The 25,860-nt window shown below is 57.0% G+C and carries 23 protein-coding genes; 14 read left to right on the forward strand and 9 right to left on the reverse strand.

The window, feature by feature from the left end:
* Positions 1-34 precede the first annotated feature (34 nt).
* Positions 35-472: a type II toxin-antitoxin system RatA family toxin gene (locus KORLAC_RS10240; protein WP_068306175.1), complete on the forward strand. Its 438-nt coding sequence runs from the start codon at positions 35-37 to the stop codon at positions 470-472.
* A gap of 74 nt (positions 473-546) precedes the next feature.
* The gene (locus KORLAC_RS10245; protein ID WP_068306178.1) at positions 547-825 is read left to right on the forward strand and encodes a hypothetical protein; all 279 of its coding nucleotides are present in this window, start codon (positions 547-549) and stop codon (positions 823-825) included.
* On the opposite strand, the gene KORLAC_RS10250 is transcribed toward KORLAC_RS10245, so the two are convergent.
* From KORLAC_RS10250 to KORLAC_RS10265, 4 genes are read right to left on the reverse strand one after another with little or no spacing between them, the layout of a single operon-like run.
* A complete protein-coding gene (locus tag KORLAC_RS10250) occupies positions 822-1,316 on the reverse strand; it encodes a CinA family protein (RefSeq protein ID WP_175445642.1) in 495 nt (164 codons plus the stop codon). The two genes, KORLAC_RS10245 and KORLAC_RS10250, sit on opposite strands and share 4 nt — an antisense overlap.
* Before the next feature lie 2 nt (positions 1,317-1,318).
* Positions 1,319-2,311, reverse strand: coding sequence for a YeiH family protein (locus KORLAC_RS10255; RefSeq protein ID WP_068306179.1), 993 nt, complete (start codon positions 2,309-2,311; stop codon positions 1,319-1,321).
* On the reverse strand, positions 2,311-2,829 hold the full coding sequence (locus KORLAC_RS10260; protein WP_068306181.1) for a phosphatidylglycerophosphatase A family protein: 519 nt from the start codon (positions 2,827-2,829) through the stop codon (positions 2,311-2,313). The genes KORLAC_RS10255 and KORLAC_RS10260 overlap by 1 nt, the downstream gene beginning before the upstream one ends.
* A complete protein-coding gene (locus tag KORLAC_RS10265) occupies positions 2,829-3,995 on the reverse strand; it encodes a bifunctional 2-C-methyl-D-erythritol 4-phosphate cytidylyltransferase/2-C-methyl-D-erythritol 2,4-cyclodiphosphate synthase (protein WP_068306182.1) in 1,167 nt (388 codons plus the stop codon). Before KORLAC_RS10265 ends, KORLAC_RS10260 begins: the two co-directional genes overlap by 1 nt.
* A gap of 103 nt (positions 3,996-4,098) precedes the next feature.
* On the opposite strand from KORLAC_RS10265, the gene dusB reads away from it, so the two are divergent.
* The 9 genes from dusB to hflX all read left to right on the forward strand — a co-directional run bounded on the left by dusB (position 4,099) and on the right by hflX (position 16,140).
* Positions 4,099-5,085, forward strand: a complete 987-nt coding sequence (dusB, locus tag KORLAC_RS10270; protein WP_068306184.1) for a tRNA dihydrouridine synthase DusB — start codon at positions 4,099-4,101, stop codon at positions 5,083-5,085.
* Between the two features lie 20 nt (positions 5,086-5,105).
* Positions 5,106-6,188 (forward strand): two-component system sensor histidine kinase NtrB, encoded by a 1,083-nt coding sequence (locus KORLAC_RS10275; protein WP_160328623.1) that lies wholly within the window; start codon positions 5,106-5,108, stop codon positions 6,186-6,188.
* The gene (gene ntrC / locus KORLAC_RS10280) at positions 6,188-7,642 is read left to right on the forward strand and encodes a nitrogen regulation protein NR(I) (protein WP_068306191.1); all 1,455 of its coding nucleotides are present in this window, start codon (positions 6,188-6,190) and stop codon (positions 7,640-7,642) included. The genes KORLAC_RS10275 and ntrC overlap by 1 nt, the downstream gene beginning before the upstream one ends.
* Positions 7,643-7,721: 79 nt before the next feature.
* The gene (locus KORLAC_RS10285; protein ID WP_160328624.1) at positions 7,722-10,070 is read left to right on the forward strand and encodes a sensor histidine kinase NtrY-like; all 2,349 of its coding nucleotides are present in this window, start codon (positions 7,722-7,724) and stop codon (positions 10,068-10,070) included.
* A gap of 23 nt (positions 10,071-10,093) precedes the next feature.
* Positions 10,094-11,491 (forward strand): nitrogen assimilation response regulator NtrX, encoded by a 1,398-nt coding sequence (ntrX, locus tag KORLAC_RS10290; RefSeq protein ID WP_068306194.1) that lies wholly within the window; start codon positions 10,094-10,096, stop codon positions 11,489-11,491.
* Between the two features lie 36 nt (positions 11,492-11,527).
* Positions 11,528-12,904: a Trk system potassium transporter TrkA gene (trkA, locus tag KORLAC_RS10295; RefSeq protein ID WP_068306195.1), complete on the forward strand. Its 1,377-nt coding sequence runs from the start codon at positions 11,528-11,530 to the stop codon at positions 12,902-12,904.
* A gap of 9 nt (positions 12,905-12,913) precedes the next feature.
* Positions 12,914-14,356, forward strand: a complete 1,443-nt coding sequence (locus KORLAC_RS10300) for a TrkH family potassium uptake protein (protein ID WP_068306197.1) — start codon at positions 12,914-12,916, stop codon at positions 14,354-14,356.
* 164 nt (positions 14,357-14,520) lie between these two features.
* Positions 14,521-14,766, forward strand: a complete 246-nt coding sequence (hfq, locus tag KORLAC_RS10305; protein ID WP_068149198.1) for an RNA chaperone Hfq — start codon at positions 14,521-14,523, stop codon at positions 14,764-14,766.
* Positions 14,767-16,140, forward strand: a complete 1,374-nt coding sequence (hflX, locus tag KORLAC_RS10310) for a GTPase HflX (RefSeq protein ID WP_068306200.1) — start codon at positions 14,767-14,769, stop codon at positions 16,138-16,140. It abuts the gene before it with no gap.
* An 8-nt stretch (positions 16,141-16,148) separates the two neighbouring features.
* Here hflX and mazG read toward each other — a convergent pair whose 3' ends face one another.
* Positions 16,149-16,979, reverse strand: coding sequence for a nucleoside triphosphate pyrophosphohydrolase (mazG, locus tag KORLAC_RS10315; RefSeq protein WP_068306204.1), 831 nt, complete (start codon positions 16,977-16,979; stop codon positions 16,149-16,151).
* Positions 16,980-17,067: 88 nt separating this feature from the next.
* Between mazG and KORLAC_RS10320 the strand changes: the two genes are divergently transcribed.
* The 3 genes from KORLAC_RS10320 (at position 17,068) to KORLAC_RS10330 (ending at position 19,811) form a co-directional block, all read left to right on the forward strand.
* Positions 17,068-18,021: a glycerophosphodiester phosphodiesterase family protein gene (locus tag KORLAC_RS10320; RefSeq protein ID WP_068306206.1), complete on the forward strand. Its 954-nt coding sequence runs from the start codon at positions 17,068-17,070 to the stop codon at positions 18,019-18,021.
* Between the two features lie 30 nt (positions 18,022-18,051).
* Positions 18,052-18,705 carry a phosphatase PAP2 family protein gene (locus KORLAC_RS10325; protein WP_068306208.1) on the forward strand — a complete coding sequence of 218 codons (654 nt, stop codon included), beginning with the start codon at positions 18,052-18,054 and terminating at the stop codon, positions 18,703-18,705.
* Positions 18,706-18,893: 188 nt separating this feature from the next.
* Entirely contained in the window at positions 18,894-19,811 is a 918-nt protein-coding gene (locus KORLAC_RS10330) for a nucleotidyltransferase family protein (protein WP_068306212.1), read from the forward strand.
* Between the two features lie 18 nt (positions 19,812-19,829).
* Here the strand turns inward: KORLAC_RS10330 and KORLAC_RS10335 are convergent, their stop codons facing one another.
* The 4 genes from KORLAC_RS10335 to KORLAC_RS10350 form a co-directional block, all read right to left on the reverse strand.
* Positions 19,830-20,105 (reverse strand): zinc ribbon domain-containing protein, encoded by a 276-nt coding sequence (locus tag KORLAC_RS10335; protein ID WP_068306214.1) that lies wholly within the window; start codon positions 20,103-20,105, stop codon positions 19,830-19,832.
* Positions 20,106-20,294: 189 nt separating this feature from the next.
* On the reverse strand, positions 20,295-23,489 hold the full coding sequence (locus KORLAC_RS10340) for an error-prone DNA polymerase (RefSeq protein ID WP_068306216.1): 3,195 nt from the start codon (positions 23,487-23,489) through the stop codon (positions 20,295-20,297).
* A gap of 8 nt (positions 23,490-23,497) precedes the next feature.
* Entirely contained in the window at positions 23,498-25,084 is a 1,587-nt protein-coding gene (locus KORLAC_RS10345; protein WP_068306218.1) for a Y-family DNA polymerase, read from the reverse strand.
* Positions 24,996-25,712, reverse strand: a complete 717-nt coding sequence (locus KORLAC_RS10350) for an ImuA family protein (RefSeq protein WP_139167448.1) — start codon at positions 25,710-25,712, stop codon at positions 24,996-24,998. The genes KORLAC_RS10345 and KORLAC_RS10350 overlap by 89 nt, the downstream gene beginning before the upstream one ends.
* Between the last annotated feature and the right edge of the window lie 148 nt (positions 25,713-25,860).

Below are 25,860 nucleotides of genomic sequence, written 5' to 3' on the forward strand. Positions count from 1 at the left end.
CTAGGACGTGGCAAGCCGAGTATGAGGGTTGTTGATGCACCATTTTGTTGAAAAGAAGGTTTTGCCTTATTCGGACGAGCAGCTGTTTGCTCTTGTCGCCGACGTGGCAAAATATCCCGAGTTTTTGCCCTGGTGCCTGGGCGCGCGCGTATATGGCAGAAAAGCAGGGCAGTTTGATGCGGATGTCATCATCGGGTTCAAAATGTTCCGCGAACGTTTCACGTCCCGCGTGACGCTCGAGGAAAACCGCAAGGTGGATGTGGACTACATCAAAGGCCCGATGAAGCGGCTTTATAACCATTGGCGCTTCATTCCTCAGGAAAATGGCCACTGTCTTGTGGATTTCGAAGTGGATTTCGAATTTTCCAGCCGCATCCTCAATCAGGTGATTGGCCCTTTGTTCGGCGAAGCCTGCAAGCGCATGATGCATGCGTTTGAAGAGCGTGCCACTGTGCTTTACGGCCCTGCCTGACCCACTTGACGCCCGTCAAGTTTCACCGCAAATCCCTGTGTTATGATGCACCTCTCAGAAAAAAGGAGGCAACCATGACCACATTTATGCATCGACTGGTAGAAGAGCTTCGCGCCCGCGAACAGTATCTGGAAGAGCATTCCGAGCACCCGATTTTCGACAATGACGAAAGTGGCGAATACAAGCGGGATTATGACAAGCTGGTGGCCGAGTTGAAGGCATTCAATGATCGCGTCGTAAAGGCGCAGGAAAAGGGCGAGACGTTCGACGAGCATTTTGAGCGCGAAATCAAGGACGAGCATAACCATCTGAAAGTGAAGGTGGAATCCTGGTCGAAAAAGCTCGACAGCTAAGTCGATAACGCGTCATGGAGCATTTCCAGTGCGGTTAGAACGGTGCGGCGCCTTACGTCGCTGCGGCCGATATCACCGAACTGGATGCTCTGGGCGATCGGGGATTCGCCAATCCGGCACAGCCCGAAACAAACCAGTCCCACGGGCTTTTCGGCAGACCCGCCACCGGGGCCTGCAATGCCGGTAACTGCCACGCTGACGTCCGCACGGGACGCTGCGATGGCGCCATATGCCATTTCCTTGGCAACAGCCTCGGATACGGCACCAAAGCGCGCCAGGCTTTCAGAGCTCACGTCCAGCATCTGGTTTTTTGCTTCGTTTGAATAGGTTATGAAGCCGCGATCAACTACATCGGATGACCCGGCAATTTCGGTCAGTGCGCCCGCGATCAAGCCCCCTGTGCAGGATTCGGCTGTGGCGATCATCTGACCCTGGCTTCTGGCCAAATCAAGTACCTTTTCCGCCAGTGCCAAAATCTCTGTGTTGAACATGCTTATCCAATCATTGGCAGGCACAGCAGGATCAGGCCTGCGAGCCAGACAGTCTCAGCCACCATCAACAGAACCGGCTTCAAGCCAACATGCATGACCTTCTTCAGGTCTGACTTCAAACCGATAGCGGCAATTGATGTAATCAGACAAACTCTGGAGAAGGCCGTCAAGTTTTCTGTGACGACTTCAGGCAACGGCACAAAGCTGTTGATCACCACAAACAGGACGAAAGCCGCGAGAAACGGTGGCAACAGTGGCGGTTTCTTGCCCTCTGACGGGCTGTTCCTGAACACCATGATAAACATGAAGACGACAGGCAGCAGCAACGCCACCCGCATCAGTTTGGTGAGCGTTGCCAAATCACCCGCTTCGGGTGAGATAGAATAGCCAGCCCCCACCACTTGGGCCACGTCATGAATGGTGGCGCCGATAAAAATCCCCGCTTCAGCGTCGTTCAAACCAAAGAAAGCACTGATCATCGGGTAAAGGATCATCGCCAGGGTCGACAGCGTGGTGACACCCACAACGGTGAAGATCGTGTCCTGCTCCAGATTCTTGCCCTTTGGCAGGACGGCTGATATCGCCAGCGCGGCAGACGCACCACAAATGGCCACTGCGCCACCCGTCAGGCCGCCAAACCGGCTGCTCATGCCCAACAGGCGAGCAACCAGCACGCCAAACAGGATGGTGCTGCCGACACCCAGCGCAACCATGGTCACCGTTGGCCAACCAAGGGCTACAACGTCGGAAAAGGCGATACGGAAGCCCAGGAGAGCAACACCGATGCGCAGGATGGTTGACCCTGTGAATTCAATGCCCGGGCGGGCCTTCGGGTCTTCGAACAGGAAACTCATGGCCATGCCAAGCAGAAGGGCGAACAGCATTGCCGGGGCACCGTAATGTTCGCTCAGGAAACTGGCGGCCAGTCCGATTGTCAGGCTTATTATAAAGCCGGGTGTTTTTGTGGATATTTGTTCTTTAAACTTGGATACCATTAAATCGCCCACTCTAACAAATCGAATGTTAGAAGGACCCATATAACAATTGCGGCCATAAGGCCAGCCACCAAATCATCCACCATGACGCCAAAACCACCACTCACCTGCCGGTCCAGCCAGCCGATGGGCCAGGGTTTGAGAATGTCGAAAAAGCGAAATAACAGGAAAGCCAGGGCGAACAGGAAAGGCGACCCTGTCAGGCCGACGAGCGGCAGCAGCGCCAGCCATTGGCCTGCGACTTCGTCGATAACGATTTCGGGGGCGTCGTGGATGCCTGTAATGGCTTCAATACTGCCAATCAGCTTGGTCGACAGGATGGTGACGCCAATCACCCAAGCTGCCATCTCGATCTGGTCGACGCCTGCTTTCAGCATAAAATATCCGGCAATGACCCCAAGCAGCGATCCCCAGGTGCCAGGGGCTGGCCGCAACATGCCTGAACCAAGCGCTGTTACCCACCAGAAGGCGAAGCTCCGGTGCCGGCCTTCCCATGTACGCAAGGATACTTTCGCCATCAAGTATCTCCCAGTGGCAGGCGGACGGTTGCGGTCGCCTGCGCGGCGATGCCTTCCTCACGTCCGGTGAAGCCCAGTTTTTCAGTCGTTGTGGCCTGCACGCTCACACGGCTTGCCGGAATTTCCAAAAGCTCGGCGACACGGTCACGCATGGCGTCTTTATGCGGGCCAATCTTGGGCTTCTCACAGATCAGGCAGACACCGACATGGCCAATCTGGCCGCCCCGCGCCAGAACCCGGTCTCGGGCGAAGGTCAGAAACACATCGCTTGGGGCCCCGCGCCACTGATTGTCCGAGGGCGGAAAGTGCGTGCCGATATCGCCGTCACACAGCGCCGCCAGGATGGCATCCGTCAGCGCATGCAGGCCCACATCGGCGTCCGAGTGGCCCTTGAGTGACTTGGTAAACGGTAGTTTGACGCCACACAGCCAGACATGGTCGCCGTCTTCAAAACGGTGCACGTCATAGCCACCGCCGGTTCGAATGTCGCCAAGGGCCATCATGATCTGCTGCTCCGCCTTCTTGAAATCGTCTGGGGTTGTCAGTTTGACATTGCGGCTGTTGCCCGCAGATATGACGATCGTGCCACCTGCGGCTTCGACGACCGCCGCGTCATCTGTTAATTCCTGTCCAATTGTTGCCTCGTGTGCAGCAATGAGGGGCTGGAATGGAAAGCCTTGTGGCGTCTGCACAGCATACAGATGCTCGCGACTGACTGTTTGCTTGATGGTGTCATTTTCCACAAATTTCAGCGTATCGGTAACCGGTACGGCGGGGACAACTCCATCGGCGCCACTTTCAAGCGCTTCCATGACCCCACGATAAACTTCTTCGGTGACGAACGGCCTAGCAGCATCGTGCACCAGGACATAGTCGGGGTTGAGGTGTTCAATTCCGCTCAGTCCATTTCTAACACTGTCCTGACGCGTTTCTCCGCCTAAGACCTGCTCTTGAAGCTCCAACCCCTCAGTGGCGGCTTTATATAGCGCCATGTCGTCGGGGTGGATCACGCAAATAATGTTGGCCGTAGGATCAATTGCCAGAAACGATTCGATGGTACGTGTCAGCACCATCTTTCCGCCCAGCTTACGATATTGCTTCGGCAGGCCTTCTCCGGCCCGGCTGCCACGCCCGGCGGCCACTATCACGATAGAAACTTGCGTCATGCGAGGCCTTTCAATCTCGGGCTGGCTTTTTACCAAAACTTCTGGCATAAGCAGTGCCCAATATTTAGGCAGTGCGTATAAGCGTAAAGTGTAGGTTTGTAAAATGGCTCTTAACATTGGTCCGGTCGAAATCAAAGACCCTGTGATCCTCGCGCCCATGTCCGGCGTTACTGATTTGCCGTTCCGGCGTTTGGTAAAGCGCTACGGGGCAGGCCTTGTCGTGTCTGAAATGATTGCGTCTGAAGCCATGATCCGCGCCAGCGAACGCAGCCAGAAAATGGCCACCAGCTGCGCCGAGGAATTTCCGATGTCGGTTCAACTGGCGGGCTGTGAAGGTGCGCGTATGGCGGAAGCTGCCAAGCTGAACGAAGATCGCGGTGCGGCCATCATCGATATCAATATGGGCTGCCCGGTAAAGAAGGTTGTGAACGGCCATGCGGGGTCCGCCTTGATGCGGGACCTGGACCATGCGGGTGAGTTGATTCACGCGACTGTAAATGCAGTGAACCTGCCTGTTACGTTGAAGATGCGCCTCGGATGGGACGACAGCAGCTTCAACGCGCCGGAGCTTGCGAAAATCGCACAGGAAGCCGGTGTCAAGCTGATCACGGTTCACGGGCGTACGCGCTGCCAGATGTATCGCGGCCATGCTGACTGGAAGAAGGTTGGCATCGTCAAGGAGGCTGTGGACCTGCCTGTCATCGTGAACGGTGACATCAACACCTTCGACGATGTCGACCAGGCGCTTCAGGATTCTGGCGCTGACGGCGTTATGATCGGCCGTGGCACCTACGGCAAGCCATGGCTTGTGGGCCAAGTGATGCATTACCTGCGCACAGGCGAAAAGATTGACGAGCCTGCGCTTGAAGAGCAACTCAACCTCGTGCTGGAACATTATGATGACATCCTGAGCCATTATGGCGTCGAGGGTGGCGTTCGCATCGCACGCAAGCATCTGGGCTGGTACACCAAGGGGCTCCACAGCTCTGCAGAGTTCCGCAATGAAGTGAACCGCATTGAGGAACCTGAGAAGGTCAAGGCGGCGCTCAGGGAATTCTATTTGCCGCTGTGCGAACAGGCGGCTGCCTGATGACAAGCGCGGGGGAGGGCTTGGATCGGAAACCGGTGGACGAGATTGTCGCCCAGGACATCCTGCATAGCCTGTCTCAAGCTGTGTTCGTTGTTGGTGCCGATAACTGCATCCTGGACGTCTATGCCCAGGCAGAAGCAATCTTTGAACGCAGCCGGGAAAGCCTGATTGGCGCATCGATCGGCCAGATCCGAGGCATCGGCACTGAGGCGCTCAATATTGTTGCGCGGTCGCGGGACGAAAACACACCCCTGAACAGCTATGACGTTTCGGTGGTGCCGCCAATTGGTGATATTGAGCTGATGGACCTGCATGCTCACCCATATGGCAGCGAGGGGGCGACCCTTCTTACGGCCCAGCCGCGGCGGATTACCGCTTTTCTGGAAAAGCGCGACCACATGGAAGCCGCTGCGCGCTCCGTCAGTGGCCTTGCATCCATGCTGGCGCACGAAATCAAGAACCCGCTCTCTGGTATTCGTGGTGCAGCCCAATTGATGGGCCGGGCGCTTGATGACAAGAACATCAAACTGACTGAACTCATTTGCAAGGAAGTCGACCGCATCAAGGGCCTGGTGGATGAACTTGAGACCTTCAGTAATCCGTCACAGGCAGTGCTGGAGCCTGTGAACATCCACGAAGTGCTGGATCATGTGCTGAATGTGGCTGTGGCTGGATTTGGTGCCAAATGTATCTTCCGCCCGCGGTTTGACCCATCCCTGCCACCGGTCGCTGGTCTTTACGACCGCCTGGTGCAGATTTTCCTGAACCTGATCAAAAATGCCGTCGAAGCCGCAGGCGCAGAAGCAGACATCACCATCACGACGTCATACCGCCATGGTATCTGGATCACAGGCCGGTCAGGTGAGCGTATTCGCCTGCCGATTGAGATCGCGATCCACGATAGCGGGCCCGGCATCCCCGATCACCTGAAAGGCCACTTGTTCGACCCATTCGTAAGCGGCAAGGAAGGCGGTACCGGGCTTGGGCTTGCCCTGGTGGCGCGCTATGTCAGTGAAATGGGCGGTACAGTGACCTGCGACAACCATCCACACGGTGGTGCCGTGTTCCGAATTCAGCTTGCCCTACATGAGGACGCAAAATAATGGCTCAGGCTAAACCAAACATTATTGTTGCCGATGACGACATGACGATCCGGCTGGTGGTCAGCGAAGCGCTGCGTCAGGAAGGCTGGATTGTGCTGGAGGCTGAGGATATCCCTGAGCTGAAGCGCCTTGTGCTGGGCGGGCAGGGGAATGTGGTGATTTCCGACGTGGTCATGCCATCCGGTAGCGGGCTGGACGTTATGCCGGAACTGATTGAGGCACGCCCGGATCTGCCGTTCATTATCATGAGCGCCCAGAATACGCTTGCGACAGCCATGGCGGCAACCGGCAAGGGCGCCTATGAGTATCTGCCGAAGCCGTTCGATATTGATGAGCTGGTTTCTACGGTTAAGAAAGCACTTAAAGAACGCGGAACAACCTCTTATACTGCTATTGAAAAAGACGATAGCCTGATCATTGGTCGGTCTACCGCCATGCAGGAAATCTACCGCACCATGGCACGGGTGGTGAACACTGACCTGACAGTGATGGTGACGGGCGAAAGCGGTACGGGCAAAGAGCTTGTGGCGCGCGCGATCCATAATCACGGGCCGCGGGCAGACAATCCATTTGTGCCGGTCAATATGGCAGCCATCCCCAAGGAACTGATCGAAAGCGAGCTTTTTGGTCACGAGCGCGGTGCCTTTACCGGCGCTGAAACCCGGACGTTGGGTCGTTTTGGGCAGGCGAAGGGCGGTACGCTGTTCCTGGATGAGATCGGCGATATGCCGCTTGAGGCCCAGACGCGGCTTTTGAGGGTGCTGCAGGAAGGCGAATACCGGACTGTGGGCGGTCAGGCCAGCATCAAGGCAAACGTCCGTATTGTGGCCGCAACCAACCGCAATTTGCGCAATATGGTGCGGTCCGGCGATTTCCGGGAAGACCTGTTCTTCCGCCTGAACGTGGTGCCGCTCAATCTGCCGCCGCTTCGGGATCGTGCGGACGATATCCCGGACCTGGCTGAACATTTTCTGAGGAAGGCCGCAGACAGTGGGCTGCCGCTCAAGAAGCTGACAGACGGCGCCAAAAAGGTACTGAAATCGTTCGACTGGCCAGGCAACGTACGCGAATTGGAAAACCTCCTACACCGTATTTGCGCGCTTTACCCGGGCAATGAGATTTCCGGCACCATCATCCAGAGTGAGTTTGAGCGGTCGACGTCAGAGCTCGCCGGTGCCCCCATGGGCATGATGGCAAGTGTGAGCGGCGGTAATCTCTCGCAAACGGTTCGCCAGCATCTGGACCAATATTTTGATTATCACGATGATGATCTGCCGCCTGCGGGCCTGCACCAGCGCATTCTCCGGGAAGTCGAGCGGCCCTTGATCCAGAAAGTGCTCGCGGTAACGCAAGGGAATCAGGTGAAGGCGGCTGAGCTCCTCGGTCTGAACCGCAATACGCTCCGGAAAAAGATCCGTGAACTGGATATTTCCATGCCTGCCAAAACCAACTAGGGCTTGGGCTGCGCTATTTTTTTGCCGCGCCAGTGTGATATTTCTGGAACAAATGTGACAAATATGCATCATGGGCGCTATGTCAAAGATCGCCTCGCCAGATGCACCCAAGATTCCGAAGCTGCCTAACCGCCGTTGGGCCCGCTTCATGCTTTGGGCTCGGCGCTTCAATCTGGGTGGTCGGCTTGAGATTCTCCTGTCCATTCTGGCAGTGATCGCCGCGATTGCTACCTACATCACCATGTCGCGCAAGTCGGCACCGTTTGAGGTAACGTCCGGTCGTACCATGCGGGTGCTGCTGGCCATCAACCTGGCGCTTTTGATGGCGCTTGGCGTGTCTATTGGCCGATGGTTCGTGCGTATCTGGAGTTCCAAGAAAGGCAAAGCGGCAGGTTCACGCCTGCAAACCAAGATGACCGGCTTTTTCATCGCCATCGCGATTGTGCCGCCGATCATCATGACCGTCTTCTCCGCCCTGTTCCTGGAGTTTGGTATTCAGGGCTGGTTCAGCGAGAAGGTTCGTTCCACCATCAACAACTCTCTTGAAGTGGCGGAGGCCTATATGGTCGAACACCGCGCCACGATCGAGAAGGACATGCAGGCCATTGCGCTGGCCTTCAACCGCATGACACCCTTACAGCAGGCCGACCAGTTGGCGCTGAGGCAGGTAGCCTACGGCGCCTTGAACACGCGGCTGCTCTCGGAAGTGCTGGTGATCGAGATTGAGGACAGTGACACTGAAGGAAGCGTGCTCGCCCGTGCCAGCCAGGGGCTGGAGCTGGCCACCATCCGCCTGAAGGACGATATGATCGATCGGGTGCGGCATGATGGGACCTTCGTGGCCTCAAACCGTGCGGACAACACCGTGGTTGGTATGATCCGCCTGACCTCCTTTTTCAAGCCGACGTATCTTTATGTCGCGCGAGACCTGAACCCACAGGTCTTGGCCTATCTGGAAGCGACACGCAGTGCCGTAGCAGATTATCAAAACCTGGAGGTGCAGCGCGGCGACATACAGCTGCAGTTCAACGTGGTATTCATCATTGTGGCACTCTTGATTCTGCTTGCTGCGATCTGGGTGGGCTTGTGGTTCTCCAGCAGGCTGGTAACGCCGCTGTCGAACCTTGTGGACGCTGCTGAGCGGGTCGGGAAGGGCGAACTGGATGCCCGGGTACCCAGTGTGCCGACAAGCGACGAGGTGGGCACTCTAAGCCGCGCCTTCAACCGTATGACTGACCAACTGGCCAAACAGCAGGACGCGCTTCTGGACGCCAACAAGGAACTGGATGAACGCCGCCGCTTCCTGGAAGAAGTGCTGGAGGGCGTGTCTGCAGGCGTCATTGGTATGCAGCAGGACGGTACGATCTTCCTGCCGAACAGGTCTGCTTCAAGCCTTCTGGGCCGGGCTCACGATGAACTGATCGGACTTCGTCTGCATGATGTCGTGCCAGAGTTCCGCGAACTGCTGGCTCAGGCCGAAGGATCCAACGCAGGTGAAGCGAAGGGCCAGGTGCAGGTTGAAGTGGGTGAAGAGGGTCGCACGCTTCTGGTTCGGGTATTCGTTGAAAAGTCCGAGAACGACAATATCGCAGGCTATGTGGTGACCTTTGACGATCTGACGGAACAGCTGGCCGACCAACGGACCGCCGCATGGGCGGATGTTGCCCGCCGGATTGCTCACGAGATCAAGAATCCACTGACCCCAATTCAGCTGTCGGCCGAGCGTCTCAAGCGCAAGTATGCCAAGGAAATCACCACGGACGCCAAGGTCTTTTCCCAGTGTACCGACACGATCATCCGTCAGGTAGGTGACCTGCGTCGTATGGTGGATGAGTTCTCATCATTTGCGCGGATGCCGTCACCCATCTTCAAGGAAACCGACCTTGTCGACGTGGTGAAGCAGTCTGTGTTCCTGCAGGACGTGGCGTCTTCGAAAATCCAGTTCACGACGGATATCCCCAAAGAGCGCCATCCGCTGCCGTGTGACGGCCGCCTGATCGGGCAGGCACTGACGAATATCCTGAAGAATGCGTCTGAATCCGTGCTGGCGCGTACCGCGACAGACATGGAAAACATCAACGATACCGTTGAACCCGGACTGATCAAGGTGACGATGATCCAGGATGATACCCGGACGGAGATCAGAGTGGAGGACAATGGCCTTGGCCTGCCTCAGGAACAGAAAAACCGCCTGATGGAGCCCTATGTGACCACCCGCGCCAAAGGCACAGGTCTTGGCCTTGCTATTGTGCGCCGCATTATGGAAGAGCATGGCGGCACCGTAAAAATCCAGGACCGCAAGCCTGTGGGTGCCCGTGCCGTGCTGACATTCTCGCATGCCGCCTTGCATCAGCGTGCTGAAGCGAACCCAACCGAATCTGAGAACCCGCAGTTGACGCCGAAAAACAGCGCCAGCGCGGCTGAGTGACCAAACAGGGAGTAAGCCTAAAGATGGCTCTTGATATCCTTATCATCGACGACGAAGAAGACATCCGTGAACTGATTTCCGGGATTTTGGAAGACGAAGGCTACAACACGCGCACCGCGCGCGATAGCGATACCGGTCTTGCCGAAATTGAAGCTCGGTTGCCGTCACTTATGGTGCTGGATATCTGGCTTCAGGGCAGCAAGCTTGATGGGCTGGAAATCCTTGAATTGGTGAAGTCCCGCCACCGGGAGCTGCCGGTCGTTGTGATCAGTGGTCACGGCAATATCGAAACAGCTGTGGCGGCGATCAAGAAGGGGGCTTACGACTTTATCGAAAAGCCCTTTGAGGCGGATCACCTGCTATTGACGGTCCAGCGCGCAACGGAGGCGGAGCGCCTGCGCCGTGAAAATGAAGAATTGAAAAAGCGGTCGGTGTTCACCGTGGATATCACAGGAAAATCAAATGCAATCAATGGTTTGCGGCAAAGCATTGAGAAAGTGGCAGCCACCAACAGCCGGGTGCTCATCCATGGCCCTTCCGGTTCGGGCAAAGAAGTGGCTGCGCGGCAAATCCATAACCGGTCGCACCGGGTAGGCAGCTCCTTCATTGTGGTGAGTGCCGCTTCGATGGAGCCGCACCGGATGGAGCAGGAGCTCTTCGGCGTTGAACAAAACGGCGGGGTTGTGAAAACCGGTCTCTTTGAGCGCGCGCACGGCGGCACATTGTTCATCGACGAAGTGGGCGATATGCCTTTGCCGACGCAGGCGAAGATTCTGCGGGTCCTGACGGATCAGGCGTTCGAACGCGTGGGAGGCAACACGGGTGTAAAAGTGGATGTGCGGGTGATATCGGCAACCAGTAAGGATCTGGTTGCTGAGATTGCTGAAGGCCGTTTCCGCGAAGACCTTTTCCACCGGTTGAATGTGGTGCCGCTCAAGATGGCGTCCCTGTCCGAACGGCGCGAAGATATTCCGATGTTGGCCCAGAACTTTCTGGACGCACTTGCGGAAGCCACAGGCCGTCCGAAGGTGCATCTGGCAGATGACGCGATTGCGGCGCTTCAATCCTACGACTGGCCAGGCAACGTGCGTCAGCTGAAAAATATCATGGAACGCGTGGTGATCATGGGCTCCGATGACCTGGACGGTGAAATCACGGCGGATCAGTTGCCGCCGGAAATTCAGAGCGGTTCCGGTGATCTGTTGCACTCAGGCAGCAATGGCGCCATTATGACCACGCCGCTGAGGGAGGCACGGGAGGCCTTTGAACGGGAATATCTGAAAGTTCAGATCAACCGTTTCAGTGGCAATATTTCGCGGACGGCCGCTTTCATTGGTATGGAGCGCTCCGCCCTGCACAGGAAACTGAAGTCTCTGGGCTTGACCGGATCCGCCAGGAATGGCGATGGGTCTGAGGTCTGAACTGGCGACGATAGCTATTAGGCGTTACGGGGAATTATGAAAGTCATCGTATGTGGCGCCGGCCAAGTGGGCTTCAATATCGCGAAGCACCTGGCCGACCAACAGAATGATGTTACGGTGATCGACCGGTCACCGGACCTCATCAGAAAAATCAGTGAATCCCTCGATGTGCAGGCACTTGTGGGCCATGCATCCGATCCGTCCATGCTGGACCGGGCAGGGGCCTCAGACGCGGAACTGCTGATCGCGGTAACCTGGTCGGATGAGGTCAATATGGTCGCATGCCAGGTGGCCAGCTCACTTTTCAGTGTGCCCACCAAGGTTGCCCGCATCCGGAACCAGACATACCTGAAGCCCACGTGGGGTGATTTGTTCTCCCGCGAGAATATGCCGATTGATGTGATCATCTCGCCGGAACTTGAGGTGGCGGAAGCCCTTCGGCGTCGGCTCGAAGTCCCGGGTGCCTTCAATATGGTGCCGTTCGTGGACGGCCGCGTGCGTATGATTGGCCTTGTGCTGGATGAAAACTGCCCGGTCGTGGATACACCGCTGAGGCAGCTGACCGAACTGTTCCCGAACCTGCAGACCACCGTGACGGCTGTGGTGCGCGGAGAGCGGATATTCGTGCCTCGAAGCGATGACCAACTGCAGGCGGGTGACGCTATCTATATTGCGGTTGAAACCGGGACAACAGAGCGGGCCATGGCTGTGTTTGGGCACGAAGAAAAGGCTGCCCAGCGTATTGTGATCGTGGGCGGCGGTAACATCGGCCTGTTCCTGGCACAGCAGCTTGAAGGCAATGCGTCGGTCAGCAACCTCAAAATCATCGAGTATGACAAGAAGCGCGCTGAACTGATCGCGGAAAAACTGGCCCGAACTGTTGTGATTAATGGTGACGCGCTTGACCGGGAAATTCTCCAGGAAGCTAACATTGCCCAGACAGATACGATTGTTTCCGTGGCCAACGACGATGAGGTGAACATTCTGTCGTCATTGCTGGCCAAGCAGCAGGGCTGCCCAAGGGCCATTACCCTGATGAACAACCCAATCTACGGTAGCCTCGTTGGCTCGCTGGGGATCGATGTAGCGCTTGACCCGCGGGAAACCACAGTATCCTCCATCGTGCGCCATATCCGCCGTGGTCGTATCCGCGACCTATACAGTATCTTTGAGGGCAAAGCCGAGATCATTGAGGCGGAAGTACTTGAAGGCTCGGAAGTTGCAGGGCGATCGATAGGTGAGCTCCGGCTGCACGGCGATGTGAAATTCGGTATGATCGTGCGCGGTGAAGATGCGATTACGCCCAGCGCAGATACCGTACTGATGGGTGAGGACCGGGTTGTAATCCTTGCCCTTTCGGAAGCGGTGAAAAAGATCGAGCAGCTCTTTTCTGCCCGCGCCGACATCTTTTAGGGTCAGCACATGTGGCGTAGCCGGCTTTTTTACCTGATTGGGTGCTGGATCCTTCTTCTGAGCGCCACACAGGCCGTACCCTTCTTCATTGCGACGTCACTTGAGGAAGCGCATGCCGCAAGCGGCTTCCTGGCGTCCATCATGGTGATGTCGGTCATCGGCGGGTCGCTTTTCCTTGGGTTCCGCTCAACACCACAAATCAAAGTGACACGGCTGACCATTCTGTTGCCGGTGGTGGGCGGGATCGCTCTCGCGATCGTTGCGGGCATGCCTTTCTTCTTCATCTTTCCGGATCAAGGACTGGTGCCAGCTTTCTTCGAGGGGATGTCTCTGATCACGACGACCGGCAGCAGTGCCTACGAAGGGGCGCATGAAACCATCGTTTCCATTGCTTTCTGGCGTGTGCAGGCATCCTGGATTGGCGGGTTTCTGGCCATTTGCATGACCTTGTCGATCCTGACTGCGATCAATAGTGGTGGTGTACAATTGCACCGCTCGCCACTGCCATATGGTGATAGTGAAACGGGCTATCCCCGGCTCCGTGCTGCGGCTATCTCAATAGCGCCAATTTATGCTTTATTTACAGTAGCTTGTTGCGCCTTTTTGATGTTGACTGGCGTGCCGCTTTTTGAAGCCCTGCAGTTGGCAATGAGTGCGATCAGCACCACGGGCATAGGGCCTGATGGATCTAACAAGATCGAAGACGTCGGGACCCAGGCAGTACTGGCTGTGTTCATGGTTTTCGCGATGCTCAATTGGGACATCATGCGGGCCCGGCTGTTACGGGTAAAGGCCAAGCATCCGCAGGGGCTGGAAAGCAAAAGCGTCCTGCTGTTGGTGGCTGGCGGAACGGTCGTACTGTTCCTCTTGGCATTTCCCGGCGATTGGTTGGGCCTTTGGCACAGCCTGTTTGTGGCGATTTCGGCCATGTCTACCACAGGATTCTCACCGGCAGACATGGGGTTCACAGGTGATGGCATCGATGCCGGTGCCATAATCCTGGTTGTCCTAGCGTGTCTTGGCGGGGCAGTAGCCAGCACGACGGGCGGCATCAAGCAGCTACGGTTGATTGTGGTCTATTTCCTGACGCGCAAGGAAGTGGACAGGCTGGCGCACCCCCACGGCGTAAAATCCCTTAGGTTCCAGTCCTTTGCCATCGAGCGCCGGGATATCGAGGCCATCTGGCTTCTGGTCGGCGCTTTTGTGCTGATGCTTGTATTTGGCAGCCTGTTTTTGGCAATCTTGGGTATTGATTTTCAGTCTGCGCTTGCCATGTCTGTGTCGGCCCTGACGCTATCCGGGCCGCTGATTACCATGATCGATCCATATTTCAGCGGTTTTTCCGGGCTGACGGAAGTCGACTATATGATTATGTCCGGCCTGATGCTGCTTGGGCGGATTGAGGCATCACTGTTTCTTGCCTTGATCACAAGAAGTTTTTGGCGCGGATAAATGTACGAAGGCTGTTGACCGACAGCGAGAGTGTCTGACATATATGTACCCGCAGCCGATATATGACGGGGAAGGTGCTTGTCGGCACCGGATCAAACGGATCGGCGGCGGCACTATGCTCTACAGGCGCAATGATTATAACGTAAAAAACAAACGGACAGTCCATGTCAGAAAAAAATCAAAACCTCCAGGACGTCTTTCTTAACGCCGTTCGCAAAACCAAAACGCCGGTAACGGTATTTTTAGTCAACGGTGTTAAACTGCAGGGAGTAATCACTTGGTTCGACAACTTCTGTGTGTTGTTGCGCCGTGATGGCCATTCCCAACTGGTCTACAAACATGCAATCTCTACGGTGATGCCATCTGGCCCAGTGCAATTGTTTGAGCCGGAAAAAGATATTGAGGACTAATTGACCGACCGATCCGATGACCGTTCGGCCGATCAGCCGGGCGGCGGCTGGTCAACCGAAGGATTAGGCTACCTCCAGGATGAGGCAGCCCGTCAACGCGTATTCGTTGTCCATCCTTATGTGAAGGATTCCCGCAAAGCAGACGCGCTTGTCCGCTCTCCTGAGGCCCGCCTCGAGGAAGCGAAAGGGCTTGCGCTTGCCATCGACATCGACCTTGTCGGTGGGGAATGTATACCGCTGCGCGGTGTGCGTCCGGCCACCTACCTGGGTGTCGGCAAGCTTGGCGATTTGAAAGACTTCGCCAAGGAAGAAGAGATCGATCTCTTTATCTTCGACTGTGAACTGAGCCCGATCCAGCAGCGGAACCTGGAGCGCGAAGTTGGCGCCAAGGTCATTGACCGCACGGCGCTGATTCTCGAAATCTTCGGCAACCGCGCCAGCACCAAGGAAGGGGAGTTGCAGGTAGAGCTTGCACACCTCAACTACCAGCGTAGCCGGCTTGTGCGGTCATGGACCCACCTGGAGCGCCAGCGGGGTGGTGCCGGCTTCATGGGCGGTCCAGGTGAAACCCAGATTGAGGCCGACCGCCGGATCATTGCCGACCGCATTACCCGGATCAAGCGCCAGCTTGAGACTGTAACACGGACGCGAACCCTGCACCGCGCACAGCGGCAGAAGACACCGTATCCGATTGTGGCCCTGGTGGGGTACACGAACGCCGGGAAGTCGACCTTATTCAACATGGTGACGGACGCTGAAGTATTGGCGGAAGACATGCTGTTTGCCACTCTCGATCCAACGATGCGGTCCATTGACCTGCCAAGCGGGCGCAAGATTATTCTTTCAGACACTGTTGGGTTCGTGTCGGAACTGCCCACCATGTTGGTGGCGGCTTTTCGTGCAACGCTTGAAGAAGTGCTGGAAGCAGACGTTATCGTGCATGTGCGCGACGCAGCCCATCCAGACAGCGAAGTGCAGAAAAAGGATGTCGAGGAGGTTCTGGGCGACTTGGGCGTTGATTTTGAAAGCGATGCGGACGGCACGCCGATCATTGAGGCGCTCAATAAGGCTGACCTGCTGACGGAAGATATGCGTGAAGCCGCCATGAACAAGGCGGACCGCCAGGACCGGGTGGTGGCACTGTCCGGTTTGACAGGCGAAGGTTGCGATACGCTTATTCAGGCGATTGACGCCATTTTGAGTGCACAGGACCACCGTGTTGAACTGACGGTGCCTTATAGCGACGGCGCCACGCAGGCATGGCTTCATGCTAATGCCAAAATTCTGAGCGAAAAACATGGCGAAGACGGTGTCTGCTATAATTTCACCGTTGATCCGGTTGCCTGGGCGAAGTTCACCGCAAAAACAAGATAAAGCAGGGTTTATCCCGCCGCTTTCTCTTCGGCTTTAGCTTGATCCCAAAGGCGGTCCATCTCTTCAAGGGATGACTGGGCTGGCTCTTTACCCTTTTCCGCAAGCAATGCTTCAATACGGTGGAAACGTCGTTCGAACTTGGCGTTACCGCCACGCAAAGCTTCTTCGGGATCGATATCCATGTGGCGGGCCAGGTTTGCCATTACGAACAAAAGGTCCCCAAATTCTTCCTTAAGGCGATCCTTGTCGGTGCCTTTCTTATATTCTTCGACCAGTTCGGCTGCTTCTTCCTGCATTTTATCAAGCACACAGGCGGTTTCTGGCCAATCAAAGCCGACCCGGGCGGCCCGCTTTTGTAGCTTCACAGCGCGCAAAAGCGAGGGCAGGCTGATGGATACGCCGTCAAGAACTGAGGCTATCTTGCCTTGCTCGTCAGCCTTCTTCTGGCGTTCTTTCGCTTTCTGGGTTTCCCAAGCAGCAGTTTGTGCATCAGCTGTCTCAATCGATGCGTCGCCAAACACGTGCGGGTGTCGTCGAACCATCTTGTCAGAAATGGCATTGATCACATCGTCAAAGGCAAAATGGCCGGCTTCCATGGCCATTTGGGCATGGAACACCACCTGGAACATCAGATCGCCGAGCTCATCCTTAAGCGATTCCATATCATGGTGACGGATCGCTTCATCCACCTCATAGGCTTCCTCAATTGTGTGGGGTACAATGGTTTCAAAGCTTTGCTCCAGGTCCCACGGGCAGCCACCATCGGGGTCGCGCAGCTTACGCATGATCTCGAGAAGGTCATCCACCGAATAGGCTGCATTTGATGCATTGCTTGACATGATAGAACTACCCCTGAACTGTTGGTTGCTGCCTCGACACATTCGTGGCTTGGGCAATGAAGGTCAACCCTTAGAAGGACGATATCCGATGATAAAACGGCTGCAGTCGCTGGCTTTCCTGTTCGCGCTTTTCCTGTCGTGCCCCATTGTGCAGGCAGAGAACGTGCCGCCACCGGTTGGTGACAGCTATTATTATCTGGAGGTGCCGCCCGGCGGATTGCCAGATTTCTTCCGTTGGCACCCGCTCAGGATACCGCTGGTCAGCCATCATCGGGGTGCTCCAGCGCCGGGGTTTGCGGAAAATTCCATTGAAGCCATGCAGAATGCGTTGCGGTACGGCCCAGGTCTTATGGAAGTGGATGTCGCCCAATTGGCGGATGGCACATTGATCCTGATGCATGACAACACGCTGGACCGCACGACCACCGGTAAAGGCCGTGTCGCGGAGGCGGTCTGGCCTGACATTGCGCCATTGACGTTGGTGGACCAGGAAGGCCGTAACACCGGTCATCGGGTGCCCAAGCTTTCTGATGTGCTCAGGTGGGCGACAGGGCGTGCGATCCTGACCCTGGACATCAAAGTGGGTACGGACTTTCGTGCCGTCGCACAGCAGGTTGAGGATGCCGGAGCCAGCGACTATGTTGTCGCGATAACCTATTCGCTTGATCAGGCACTTGAGTATCAAGCCATTGCACCATCAATGATGCAAACCGTAACCATGCGAAACGTTGAAGAGCTGGCGGCTGTTGAGGCCAGCGGCCTAAAACCTGAAACCATCATTGCCTGGACGGGCACCAGCCTTGCACCGAAGGATTTCTACCAGATGCTCCATGATCGGGGCTGGCGCGTTATCGTGGGCACCCTTGGCAATCCTGGCTATTCAATTGATGGTCAGATCTTCCGGTCGGGTGACGACAGCAAGTATCTTGATATTTTGAACCTAGGCGCAGATGTCATTGCGACCGATCGATTCTGGGCGGTGCAGGGCCAGATTATGAACCCGAATATCTTTGTCTTTACCCGGAGCAAGCTCTATAGATAGGACCGAAAATCAGGCCGGGGAGGGCACCATATGACCGCACAATCTCAATCGTCTTGGGTTCAGGCATATCGCTTACCACTTGTGTTCCTGCTGTTGTGTATTGTCTGGGTGGGCGTAACCTTCTCCGGCGTGCTTGACGGGTTTGATCGTGCTGGCGTGTTGGCATTCCGCGCAGACTCAGCTGGCGCAGACCCAGTCGGCCCCTTGTGGGTTGAAAAGGCAGTCCTGGGGTTAACGCATGTCGGCGACACTATTACATTAATCATCCTGTCGGTTGGGACGATTGGCTGGCTGATGGTGCGCAAGCAGCGCTCGGCTGCTCTGTATTTGCTGGTGATGGCTGGCGGTTCCTTCTTGCTATCGGCTATTCTGAAAGCTGTATTCGGTCGGGCACGTCCTGATATCGTCGAGCATGTCGTGCATGCATCCAGTGCCAGCTTCCCCAGCGGGCATACGTTGCGTTCTGCTGCCGTGTTCCTTTCACTTCTTATGCTTGCCCGGCTCTATAGCGCATCGCTGCGGGGGCGGACACTGGTGATCGGTGTCTCGCTACTATTCATCGGGATTGGACTCAGCCGAATCTATCTTGGCGTCCATTGGCCGTCTGATGTCATTTTTGGTTGGCTGGTGGCAGGCTTTTGGGTCTCGCTCTGGTCACCTAAGCTACAGAAATCCATGTCCTGAAGGCGTATTCAGATCGCCTGAATACCGGGCTTTTGTGATGCGTATCAGTCAGAATCATTGCTTTTGCATGACAGCTCCTATACAGATAGGGGTCGGTTCGGAAGCGAACCGCCGGTTTGGGAGGACCGGAAAACTCGGCCATGAACGGTCGGTAGGTTTAATAGGGGTATTAGGGGGGCTGTCCGGGCATGAAAGAAATGGCCATGTATGAGTTTGAGGCTGCACATCAACCCAATCATTCCAACACGTTAAACCGGTTGTCTGAAATGTCTGCTGTAGAGCGACAGTTCACAGCTGTGGTGTTGGCGGGTACGCGGTCGAACACAGACCCTGTTGCTTCAATTTTTGGCGGTCAATATAAAGCGCTGGTTCCCATTTGCGGCAAGCCGATGGTTGAACGCGTTGTTGATTCTCTCGTTCGGTCCCGCTCAGTAAAGCGTGTCGTCATTGTCTTTGATGACGCTGCGCAGCTGGAAGAATGCTGCCCTGATATTCGGGCAGGGTACGATGTGCCGGTTGAGGTTATTCCTTGCCGCGACACCATTTGTTGCAGCGTAGGCAGTGCCCTCGAAAGCGCTGGCGGGGAGTGGCCGTTTCTTGTGACGACAGCTGATCACGCCTTGCTTACATCGGCAATGGTAGATCGTTTTTGTACGGAAGCCATGGAAGGCGGCGCCTTGTCTGTTGGCTTTGTCGAGAAAAAACACCTGGATGCCGAGCACCCAGGATCGAAGCGGACGTACCTGCCGTTTCGCGAGACCCAGCTTTCCGGTGCAAATCTTTTTGCCTTCACCAATTCTGGTGCATTGCCAGTGCTCGATTTCTGGCGACAAATTGAAATGAAGCGCAAGAAACCCTGGCAGCTCTTTAAAGCGTTTGGCTATCGCAACCTATTGGGGCTGTTGTTTAAACGCTATACTGTGGACGAGGCATTTGGCCGTGCGTCTGCTGTATTGGGCGTTGAAGCGCGTGCCGTGCGTTTGCCGTTTGCTGAAGCCGCGATCGATGTGGACACGCCTAAGGATTATCATCAGGTAACGCAGATTTTGAAAGACCGCATGGATGCTCTGGGGACTTTCGAGACCCAGCTTCAACCTGTTTCCTGACTTTACGGTATTTTTGCCTCAGTAGTGAGACAGGCTGGACCAGCGCTTCTTCTTCTTGCAGTGCGGGCAGGAGAAGTCGTCTTTTGCAAGCGCGATATAGTCTTTCAGGCGGAATGTGAAGATGTGCCCACAACTCGTGCAGCGGTGCCGGGTGGTCACGATGTAACGCAGGGTGTACCCAAGGGATACGAGTGAAACCACGCCGAGGCTCAGGCCCGTCGGTGCCAGGTTGAGAAGCATCGGGGCACACAGGAAGAAAAACAGGCCGCCAAACAATTTTTCAGACATAGACATAAGGCACGAACTTCGTTTGATTTCAGTATGGCTAGAGTAGTAGCCAAAGGTTAACGAAGTTACAAATCTGATCCTTTTTTTTACTAAAATTGTCGATAAACTGTCGGGGCTGAAGGCTTAATCTCTATATATATCAAGGGTTTAGTTTTGGTTTCGCGAATATCGTTGAACGTGTATTTATACAATTCACTAGTGAAAATCCCGGCTCTTAGGCACCAGATTTTTAACATTCCTTGGGTGAGTGGCACCCCGATAGGCTGGGAGATTCTCTGCGGCGGCATTTTCGTCCGACAGCAGCAACAAATCAGCGGATGCGTCACTCAGATGCTCTGCAATCAAATGGGTGACGCCATCTTCATGCTGAAGCTTGCCCTCAATCACCAAAAGGCGGCTGGACATCACGACTGCGCGCTGCATTTTGAACAGCCGCTTCCAGACAATGATGTTGGCGACGCCAGTTTCATCTTCCAGCGTGATGAAAACCACATTCCCCTTGCCGGGGCGTTGGCGCACAAGCACCAACCCCGCCACCTTGACTTTGGCACCGTCACCGCATCGGGCCAGGTCGGCGCACCGGGTAATCCCCTGAGACTGTAGTCTTCGCCGCAAAAAATGAAGTGGGTGAGCCTTCAGCGATAGCCGCATGGTCTGATAATCATTAACTACATGTTCTGATAGCAGCATCTGGGACAGGGCGACGGTATCAGCCTCATCCTGTTCCCGGGTGCCCGCATGCTGGAATAGAGGTAGGTCCGGGGCGTCCACGAGGCCACGCACCTGCCAAAGTGCCTGTCGCCGGTCAAGGCCGCAGGACCGGAAAGCATCCGCCTCCGCCAGCTTTTCAAGCTGGCTGATGGGAAGCGCAGTGCGCCGATGCAGGTCTGCCACGTCCTCATAGGGGCGGGTACGGGCCTGGGTCAGTGTATCGGATGTTGCCTGCGCGATGCCTTTGATCTGGCGAAGCCCCAGGCGTATGGCCCATTGCCACCCATTTTCAGGCGCAGGCTCCAAGTGGCTGTCCCAATCGCTTTTGTTGATGTCTGCGGGGTGGATGTCCACGCCGTGCTCGCGTGCGTCGCGTACAATCTGTGCCGGGGCATAGAAACCCATCGGCTGTGAATTGAGGAGGGCGGCAGCGAACACATGGGGATAATGGCACTTGAGCCAGGCAGACGCATAGGCCAGCATGGCGAAAGCGGCTGCGTGGCTTTCGGGGAAGCCATAATCGGCAAACCCCTTGATCTGGCTGAAACACCGTTCAGCATAGTCGGCGTTGTAGCCGCGGCTGGTCATGCCCGTGATGAATTTTTCCTCGAATTTATGGATGGTACCATGATTGCGGAAAGACGCCATGGACCGCCTGAGTTGGTCAGCTTCCGCGGGCTTGAAGCCTGCCGCGACAATCGCAATTTTCATGGCCTGTTCCTGAAAGAGCGGCACGCCGTAGGTTGCCTTCAGGACATCCCTCAGTTCATCGGCCGTGCCGAACTTTGGATCCCGCCAGGGAAGCTCGTGTTCTTCCTTGCCCTGACGCCGCCTGAGGTAGGGGTGAACCATATCCCCTTGAATGGGCCCAGGACGCACGATGGCTACCTGCACCACCAGGTCATAGAACACCCGGGGCTTCAGGCGTGGCAGCATGCTCATCTGGGCGCGACTTTCCACCTGAAACACGCCGATGGTGTCGGCTTTTTCCAGCATGTCGTAGGTGGCGCGGTCTTCCTTGGGCAGGGTCGCGAGCGTGAACGGCAGACCGTGATGGAAGCGGATCATGTCGAACGCCTTGCGGATGCAGGTCAGCATGCCAAGCGACAACACATCCACCTTCAGGATATCCAGGGCATCCAGGTCATCCTTGTTCCATTCGATCACCGTGCGGTCGTCCATGGCAGCATTCTGGATGGGCACGATTTCATGAAGCGGCGCTTCGGTCAGCACAAAGCCGCCGACATGCTGTGACAGGTGCCGGGGAAAACCCATGATTTCATGGGCAAGCGTCAGGGTTTGCCTGAGCCGTTTGTCCGAAGGGTCAAACCCGGCCTCCCGGACCTGTTCATCAGGGATATCATGGCCATAGGAGCCCCAGACCGTGCCGGATAACGCGCCGATGGTGTCTTCTGACAGGCCCATCACCTTGCCCACTTCGCGGATGGCGCTGCGCGGGCGGTAAGTGATCAGCGTGGCCGCAAGTCCGGCCCGGTGCCTGCCATAGCGCCGGTAGATATATTGGATCACTTCTTCGCGGCGCTCATGCTCGAAATCCACGTCGATGTCCGGCGGCTCGTCGCGTTCGTCCGAGATGAAGCGGTCGAACAGCAGGTCGACTTCAGTTGGGTCCACATCCGTGATCCCAAGGGCGAAGCAGATAATCGAATTGGCCGCAGATCCGCGCCCCTGGCACAGGATGTTCAGGCTGCGGGCATAGGTGACAATGTCATAGACGGTCAGGAAATAGGGTGCATAGTTTTTGCGGCCGACGATGCTGAGCTCGCGTTCGAGGGTTGCGGACACATGGTCCGGCACGCCGGCAGGAAAGCGCCCCTTGATCATGCGGCGTGACAGCTGCGCTAAGTGGTCTTGTGGCGTCAAGCCGTCAGGTACCGGCTCGGTCGGATAGTTATACCGCAGCTCATCCAGCGAAAAGCGGCAGTGCTGTGCGATCTCCAGCGTGTTCCTGATGGCATCTGGATGGTCTGAAAACAGGCGCGCCATTTCATGCCCGGGCTTGAGGAAGCGTTCGGCATTGGCCTCCAACAAGTATCCAGCTTCCTCAATACGCTTGTGGGTGCGGATGCAGGTGAGGGTGTCGGCCAGTTGCCGCCGGTCTGGCGCGTGATAGAGCACATCACCTGTCGCCACCAGGGGCACTCGGTCCTGTGCGGCCACGCTCGCCAACACAGCGATCCGCTGCCGGTCATCCCCCCGGTAGCGGTGAGAGGCGGCCAGGTAAAGCGGTGCATCCAGCTGTTCCTTCAGCTGGGGCAGGGCTTTGGGCAGCGCATCCCCCACGCTTTCCGGCAGCAGGGTGAAGATATGGCCTTTGGCAAAGGCCGCTACATCTTCAAGCGACAGGTCACAGGCGCCTTTTTCCACCCGCCGGTTGCCAATTGTGAGCAGCTCCGTCAGCCGGCCATAGGCGGCGCGGTCTGTGGGGTAAGCCAGCAGGCTGGTACCGCAGCGCAGGTTCAACCGGCAGGCGGGGATAAAGTCGATGCCGTGAGCCTTGGCAGCGATATGTCCACGGACGATACCGCACAGGGTGTTATGGTCTGTGATGGCCACAGCCTTCAGCCCTAGCGCCTTGGCCGTGATGATCAGTTCATCTGGATGAGAAGCGCCGCACAAGAAGCTGTAATTGCTGCTTATTTGCAGTTCCGCATACATGGCCGACCTCAGGGGAAAAAGCCGTGGAGATACCAGTCCGGTACCTCCCGGGCGGGCTCTGCCTGATGGGCGCCGGGGCCGGGGACCAAATAAAGGCCATAGCGGAACAGCCAGAAACGGGCGCCGGATGACACCTCCACCTTATAATAGTCGCGGGTGCGGTCTTCTTCGCACAGCCACCATTCGGGCGCGATCCGTTCGGGGCCGGCGGCGCGGACAACCCGGTGCTCCATCCGGCGCCAGCGAAAGCGCTTGGGCGCGCCCTCGGGCACTTCCGCCAGCACATCGATGGCTTCTGGGCGGCACAGCAGCCGGAGCGGCCTGTCTGGCAGGTCGTCTGGCAGGCTTTCCCAATCAGACGCGTCCGCACCCACCGGCATGAAGCTTTGCATGCGTTCCGGCAGGTGGCTGCGCCGGTGCTTGAGGCGCCTGACCGTACCAGGACCCAGGCGAGTACTCAGCCTGTCCAGCACCTCGGAGGCTGTCTGGTCCTCCCGGTCCCGGCTGGACGTCAGTTGTGCGGGGGCGAGGCGTTCGGTCTCATAAGCCTTGAGGATCAACAAATCGAAGCCGAAGTCGGCCTCCAGGAGCGGGATTTTCTCCGCCAGAAGGCGCATCAGGTGGCCGGCGTCCCGGCTGGGGCGGTTGGTGCCGATGGTGATCTGCTGTACGCTGCCGTCCACGCGGAAGGCATGAAGGCCCAGGCGCGACAAACCGTGTTCTGCGCGGGCAAGCGCGCCTGTGAGCTCCTCAAGCAGCTGGCGGCAGGCAATCTCAACAGTTTCAGTATGCAGTACCGGTTCAGCGAAGGCTTGCCGCACCTGCCAGCTCGGCAGCGCTTCAAGGGGCGATATGGGGGCTTCGCGGCCAGCGATGGCCATATCAAGCCGCGTCAGAAGATCGGCCACCATTTTGGACGGTTTGCCGCGGAACCGGCGGGCGAGGGCCGGGCGCGGCAGATCAAACAGGCTGCCTGCCGTCTTGAGGCCAAGGCGTGCAAGCGTTTGCACGCTGGCGCTATCCAGCCGCAGAGCTGCGGCGGGCAGGGGTGCCAGCTGGGCCCGGGTGTCAGCCGCGTCCCGGCTGATGGTGCCGGGACGGAAGTGCGCCAGCGCCCAGGCCGCGGCCTGGTTTTCGGCCATGGCCAGCCGCGCGCACATGCCCGCGCTTTCAAGCCGACGCTGGATATCATCCATCATGGCGCGTTCGCCGCCGAACAAGTGTGGGCAGCCTGTAACGTCCAGAAGGATGCCGTCCGGGCCGTCCAGCGCCACCAAGGGGCTATAGCGCACCAGCCAGCGGGCCAGGCTTTCCAGGCTTTCGGCGTCACTCTCGCGGTTGGCCTGACGTACCTCGATATCCGGCTTGATGGCACGGGCTTCCGCCAGCGTCATGCCGGGCGCAAGGCCAATTGATGCTGCAGCAGGGCATACGGCATAGAGCTTCTGGGTCTGGTTCTCGGTTTCCGTCAGGACAAGCGGGCTCTCCGCCGGGCTCTCCGTCAGGCTATCCGGTGGCGTGCACGGGCTCGCCTGCGCGCGGCGCCGCCGGTCGATCGGCCAGCGTGGGAGCCATAGAGAGATAATCCTGCGCATGAGAGGGCCACTCCATCGTGAAAGAGAAAGGGCGTTCACCGCCCCTGTGTTTGACAAGGCTCACCGTGCCGCGGGCATCGCCTGGGGCTTTGGCGTCAAAAAACGCGTCATGGCTGACGGCCGGCGCGATGCGGAAACGGCTGTGGGCCGCGCTTGACGGCGCTTCGCCTGAGCGCACAAGCAGCAGACAGCGGCTGCCGTGGGTTTGGGCCGCCAGTGTCAGGCGGCGGCTGGCTGTCAGGTCCACCGGGCCGCATTCGCCCACGACGCTTGCGAAAGCATCAGTTTTGAGGCCTTCCTCAATGGCCCACAGGGCGTCGATGGTCTTGTGCGCCTGCACCAGAATGATGCGCTCGGGCGGGATCCCGTGCTGGCGTAGGCCCGGGCCATAAGGCAGGCCATGGTCCAGCACCGCAGCACGGCTTGTGATCCACAGGATGGGCTTGTCGTTGTCCTTCAGCGCCGTCAGCAGGCAGGCCATGGCGGCGGTATAGTCAGCCATCGTTTCGGCCCACAGCTCATGCACTTCGCCAAACGGCAGGGACGTCAGCATCTGCGTGCGGTCCCGCGCGCCAGCTTCAGCACCAAGGGCAGGGAGCGTCACCCCCGCGCCGCCTATCCGTGCCATGAGGCCCTTCAGTTTCGCCTGCTTGCTCGCACAAGCAGGCGTTCTGTCATGATTGTCATTTTCCGCCACAGGCAACACAGGCTTCTATCCTCACTTTCGCAACTCGGCCCCTTTTGTTCTCTATTTGTTCTCATTTTAAGCCATAAAA

The sequence above is a fragment of the Kordiimonas lacus genome, assembly GCF_001550055.1.
In the GTDB taxonomy this organism is placed as follows: domain Bacteria; phylum Pseudomonadota; class Alphaproteobacteria; order Sphingomonadales; family Kordiimonadaceae; genus Kordiimonas; species Kordiimonas lacus.

Coding starts and splice junctions, on each gene's coding strand:
- KORLAC_RS10250 (WP_175445642.1), bottom strand. CDS start 1,316: ATGTTCAACACAGAGATTTTGGCACTGGCGGAAAAGGTACTTGATTTG.
- mazG (WP_068306204.1), bottom strand. CDS start 16,979: ATGTCAAGCAATGCATCAAATGCAGCCTATTCGGTGGATGACCTTCTC.
- KORLAC_RS10255 (WP_068306179.1), bottom strand. CDS start 2,311: ATGGTATCCAAGTTTAAAGAACAAATATCCACAAAAACACCCGGCTTT.
- trkA (WP_068306195.1), top strand. CDS start 11,528: ATGAAAGTCATCGTATGTGGCGCCGGCCAAGTGGGCTTCAATATCGCG.
- KORLAC_RS10330 (WP_068306212.1), top strand. CDS start 18,894: ATGAAAGAAATGGCCATGTATGAGTTTGAGGCTGCACATCAACCCAAT.
- KORLAC_RS10335 (WP_068306214.1), bottom strand. CDS start 20,105: ATGTCTATGTCTGAAAAATTGTTTGGCGGCCTGTTTTTCTTCCTGTGT.
- ntrC (WP_068306191.1), top strand. CDS start 6,188: ATGGCTCAGGCTAAACCAAACATTATTGTTGCCGATGACGACATGACG.
- KORLAC_RS10260 (WP_068306181.1), bottom strand. CDS start 2,829: ATGGCGAAAGTATCCTTGCGTACATGGGAAGGCCGGCACCGGAGCTTC.
- KORLAC_RS10320 (WP_068306206.1), top strand. CDS start 17,068: ATGATAAAACGGCTGCAGTCGCTGGCTTTCCTGTTCGCGCTTTTCCTG.
- dusB (WP_068306184.1), top strand. CDS start 4,099: ATGGCTCTTAACATTGGTCCGGTCGAAATCAAAGACCCTGTGATCCTC.
- KORLAC_RS10340 (WP_068306216.1), bottom strand. CDS start 23,489: ATGTATGCGGAACTGCAAATAAGCAGCAATTACAGCTTCTTGTGCGGC.
- KORLAC_RS10345 (WP_068306218.1), bottom strand. CDS start 25,084: ATGCGCAGGATTATCTCTCTATGGCTCCCACGCTGGCCGATCGACCGG.
- KORLAC_RS10245 (WP_068306178.1), top strand. CDS start 547: ATGACCACATTTATGCATCGACTGGTAGAAGAGCTTCGCGCCCGCGAA.
- ntrX (WP_068306194.1), top strand. CDS start 10,094: ATGGCTCTTGATATCCTTATCATCGACGACGAAGAAGACATCCGTGAA.
- KORLAC_RS10265 (WP_068306182.1), bottom strand. CDS start 3,995: ATGACGCAAGTTTCTATCGTGATAGTGGCCGCCGGGCGTGGCAGCCGG.
- hfq (WP_068149198.1), top strand. CDS start 14,521: ATGTCAGAAAAAAATCAAAACCTCCAGGACGTCTTTCTTAACGCCGTT.
- KORLAC_RS10285 (WP_160328624.1), top strand. CDS start 7,722: ATGTCAAAGATCGCCTCGCCAGATGCACCCAAGATTCCGAAGCTGCCT.
- KORLAC_RS10325 (WP_068306208.1), top strand. CDS start 18,052: ATGACCGCACAATCTCAATCGTCTTGGGTTCAGGCATATCGCTTACCA.
- KORLAC_RS10240 (WP_068306175.1), top strand. CDS start 35: ATGCACCATTTTGTTGAAAAGAAGGTTTTGCCTTATTCGGACGAGCAG.
- KORLAC_RS10350 (WP_139167448.1), bottom strand. CDS start 25,712: ATGGCACGGATAGGCGGCGCGGGGGTGACGCTCCCTGCCCTTGGTGCT.
- KORLAC_RS10300 (WP_068306197.1), top strand. CDS start 12,914: ATGTGGCGTAGCCGGCTTTTTTACCTGATTGGGTGCTGGATCCTTCTT.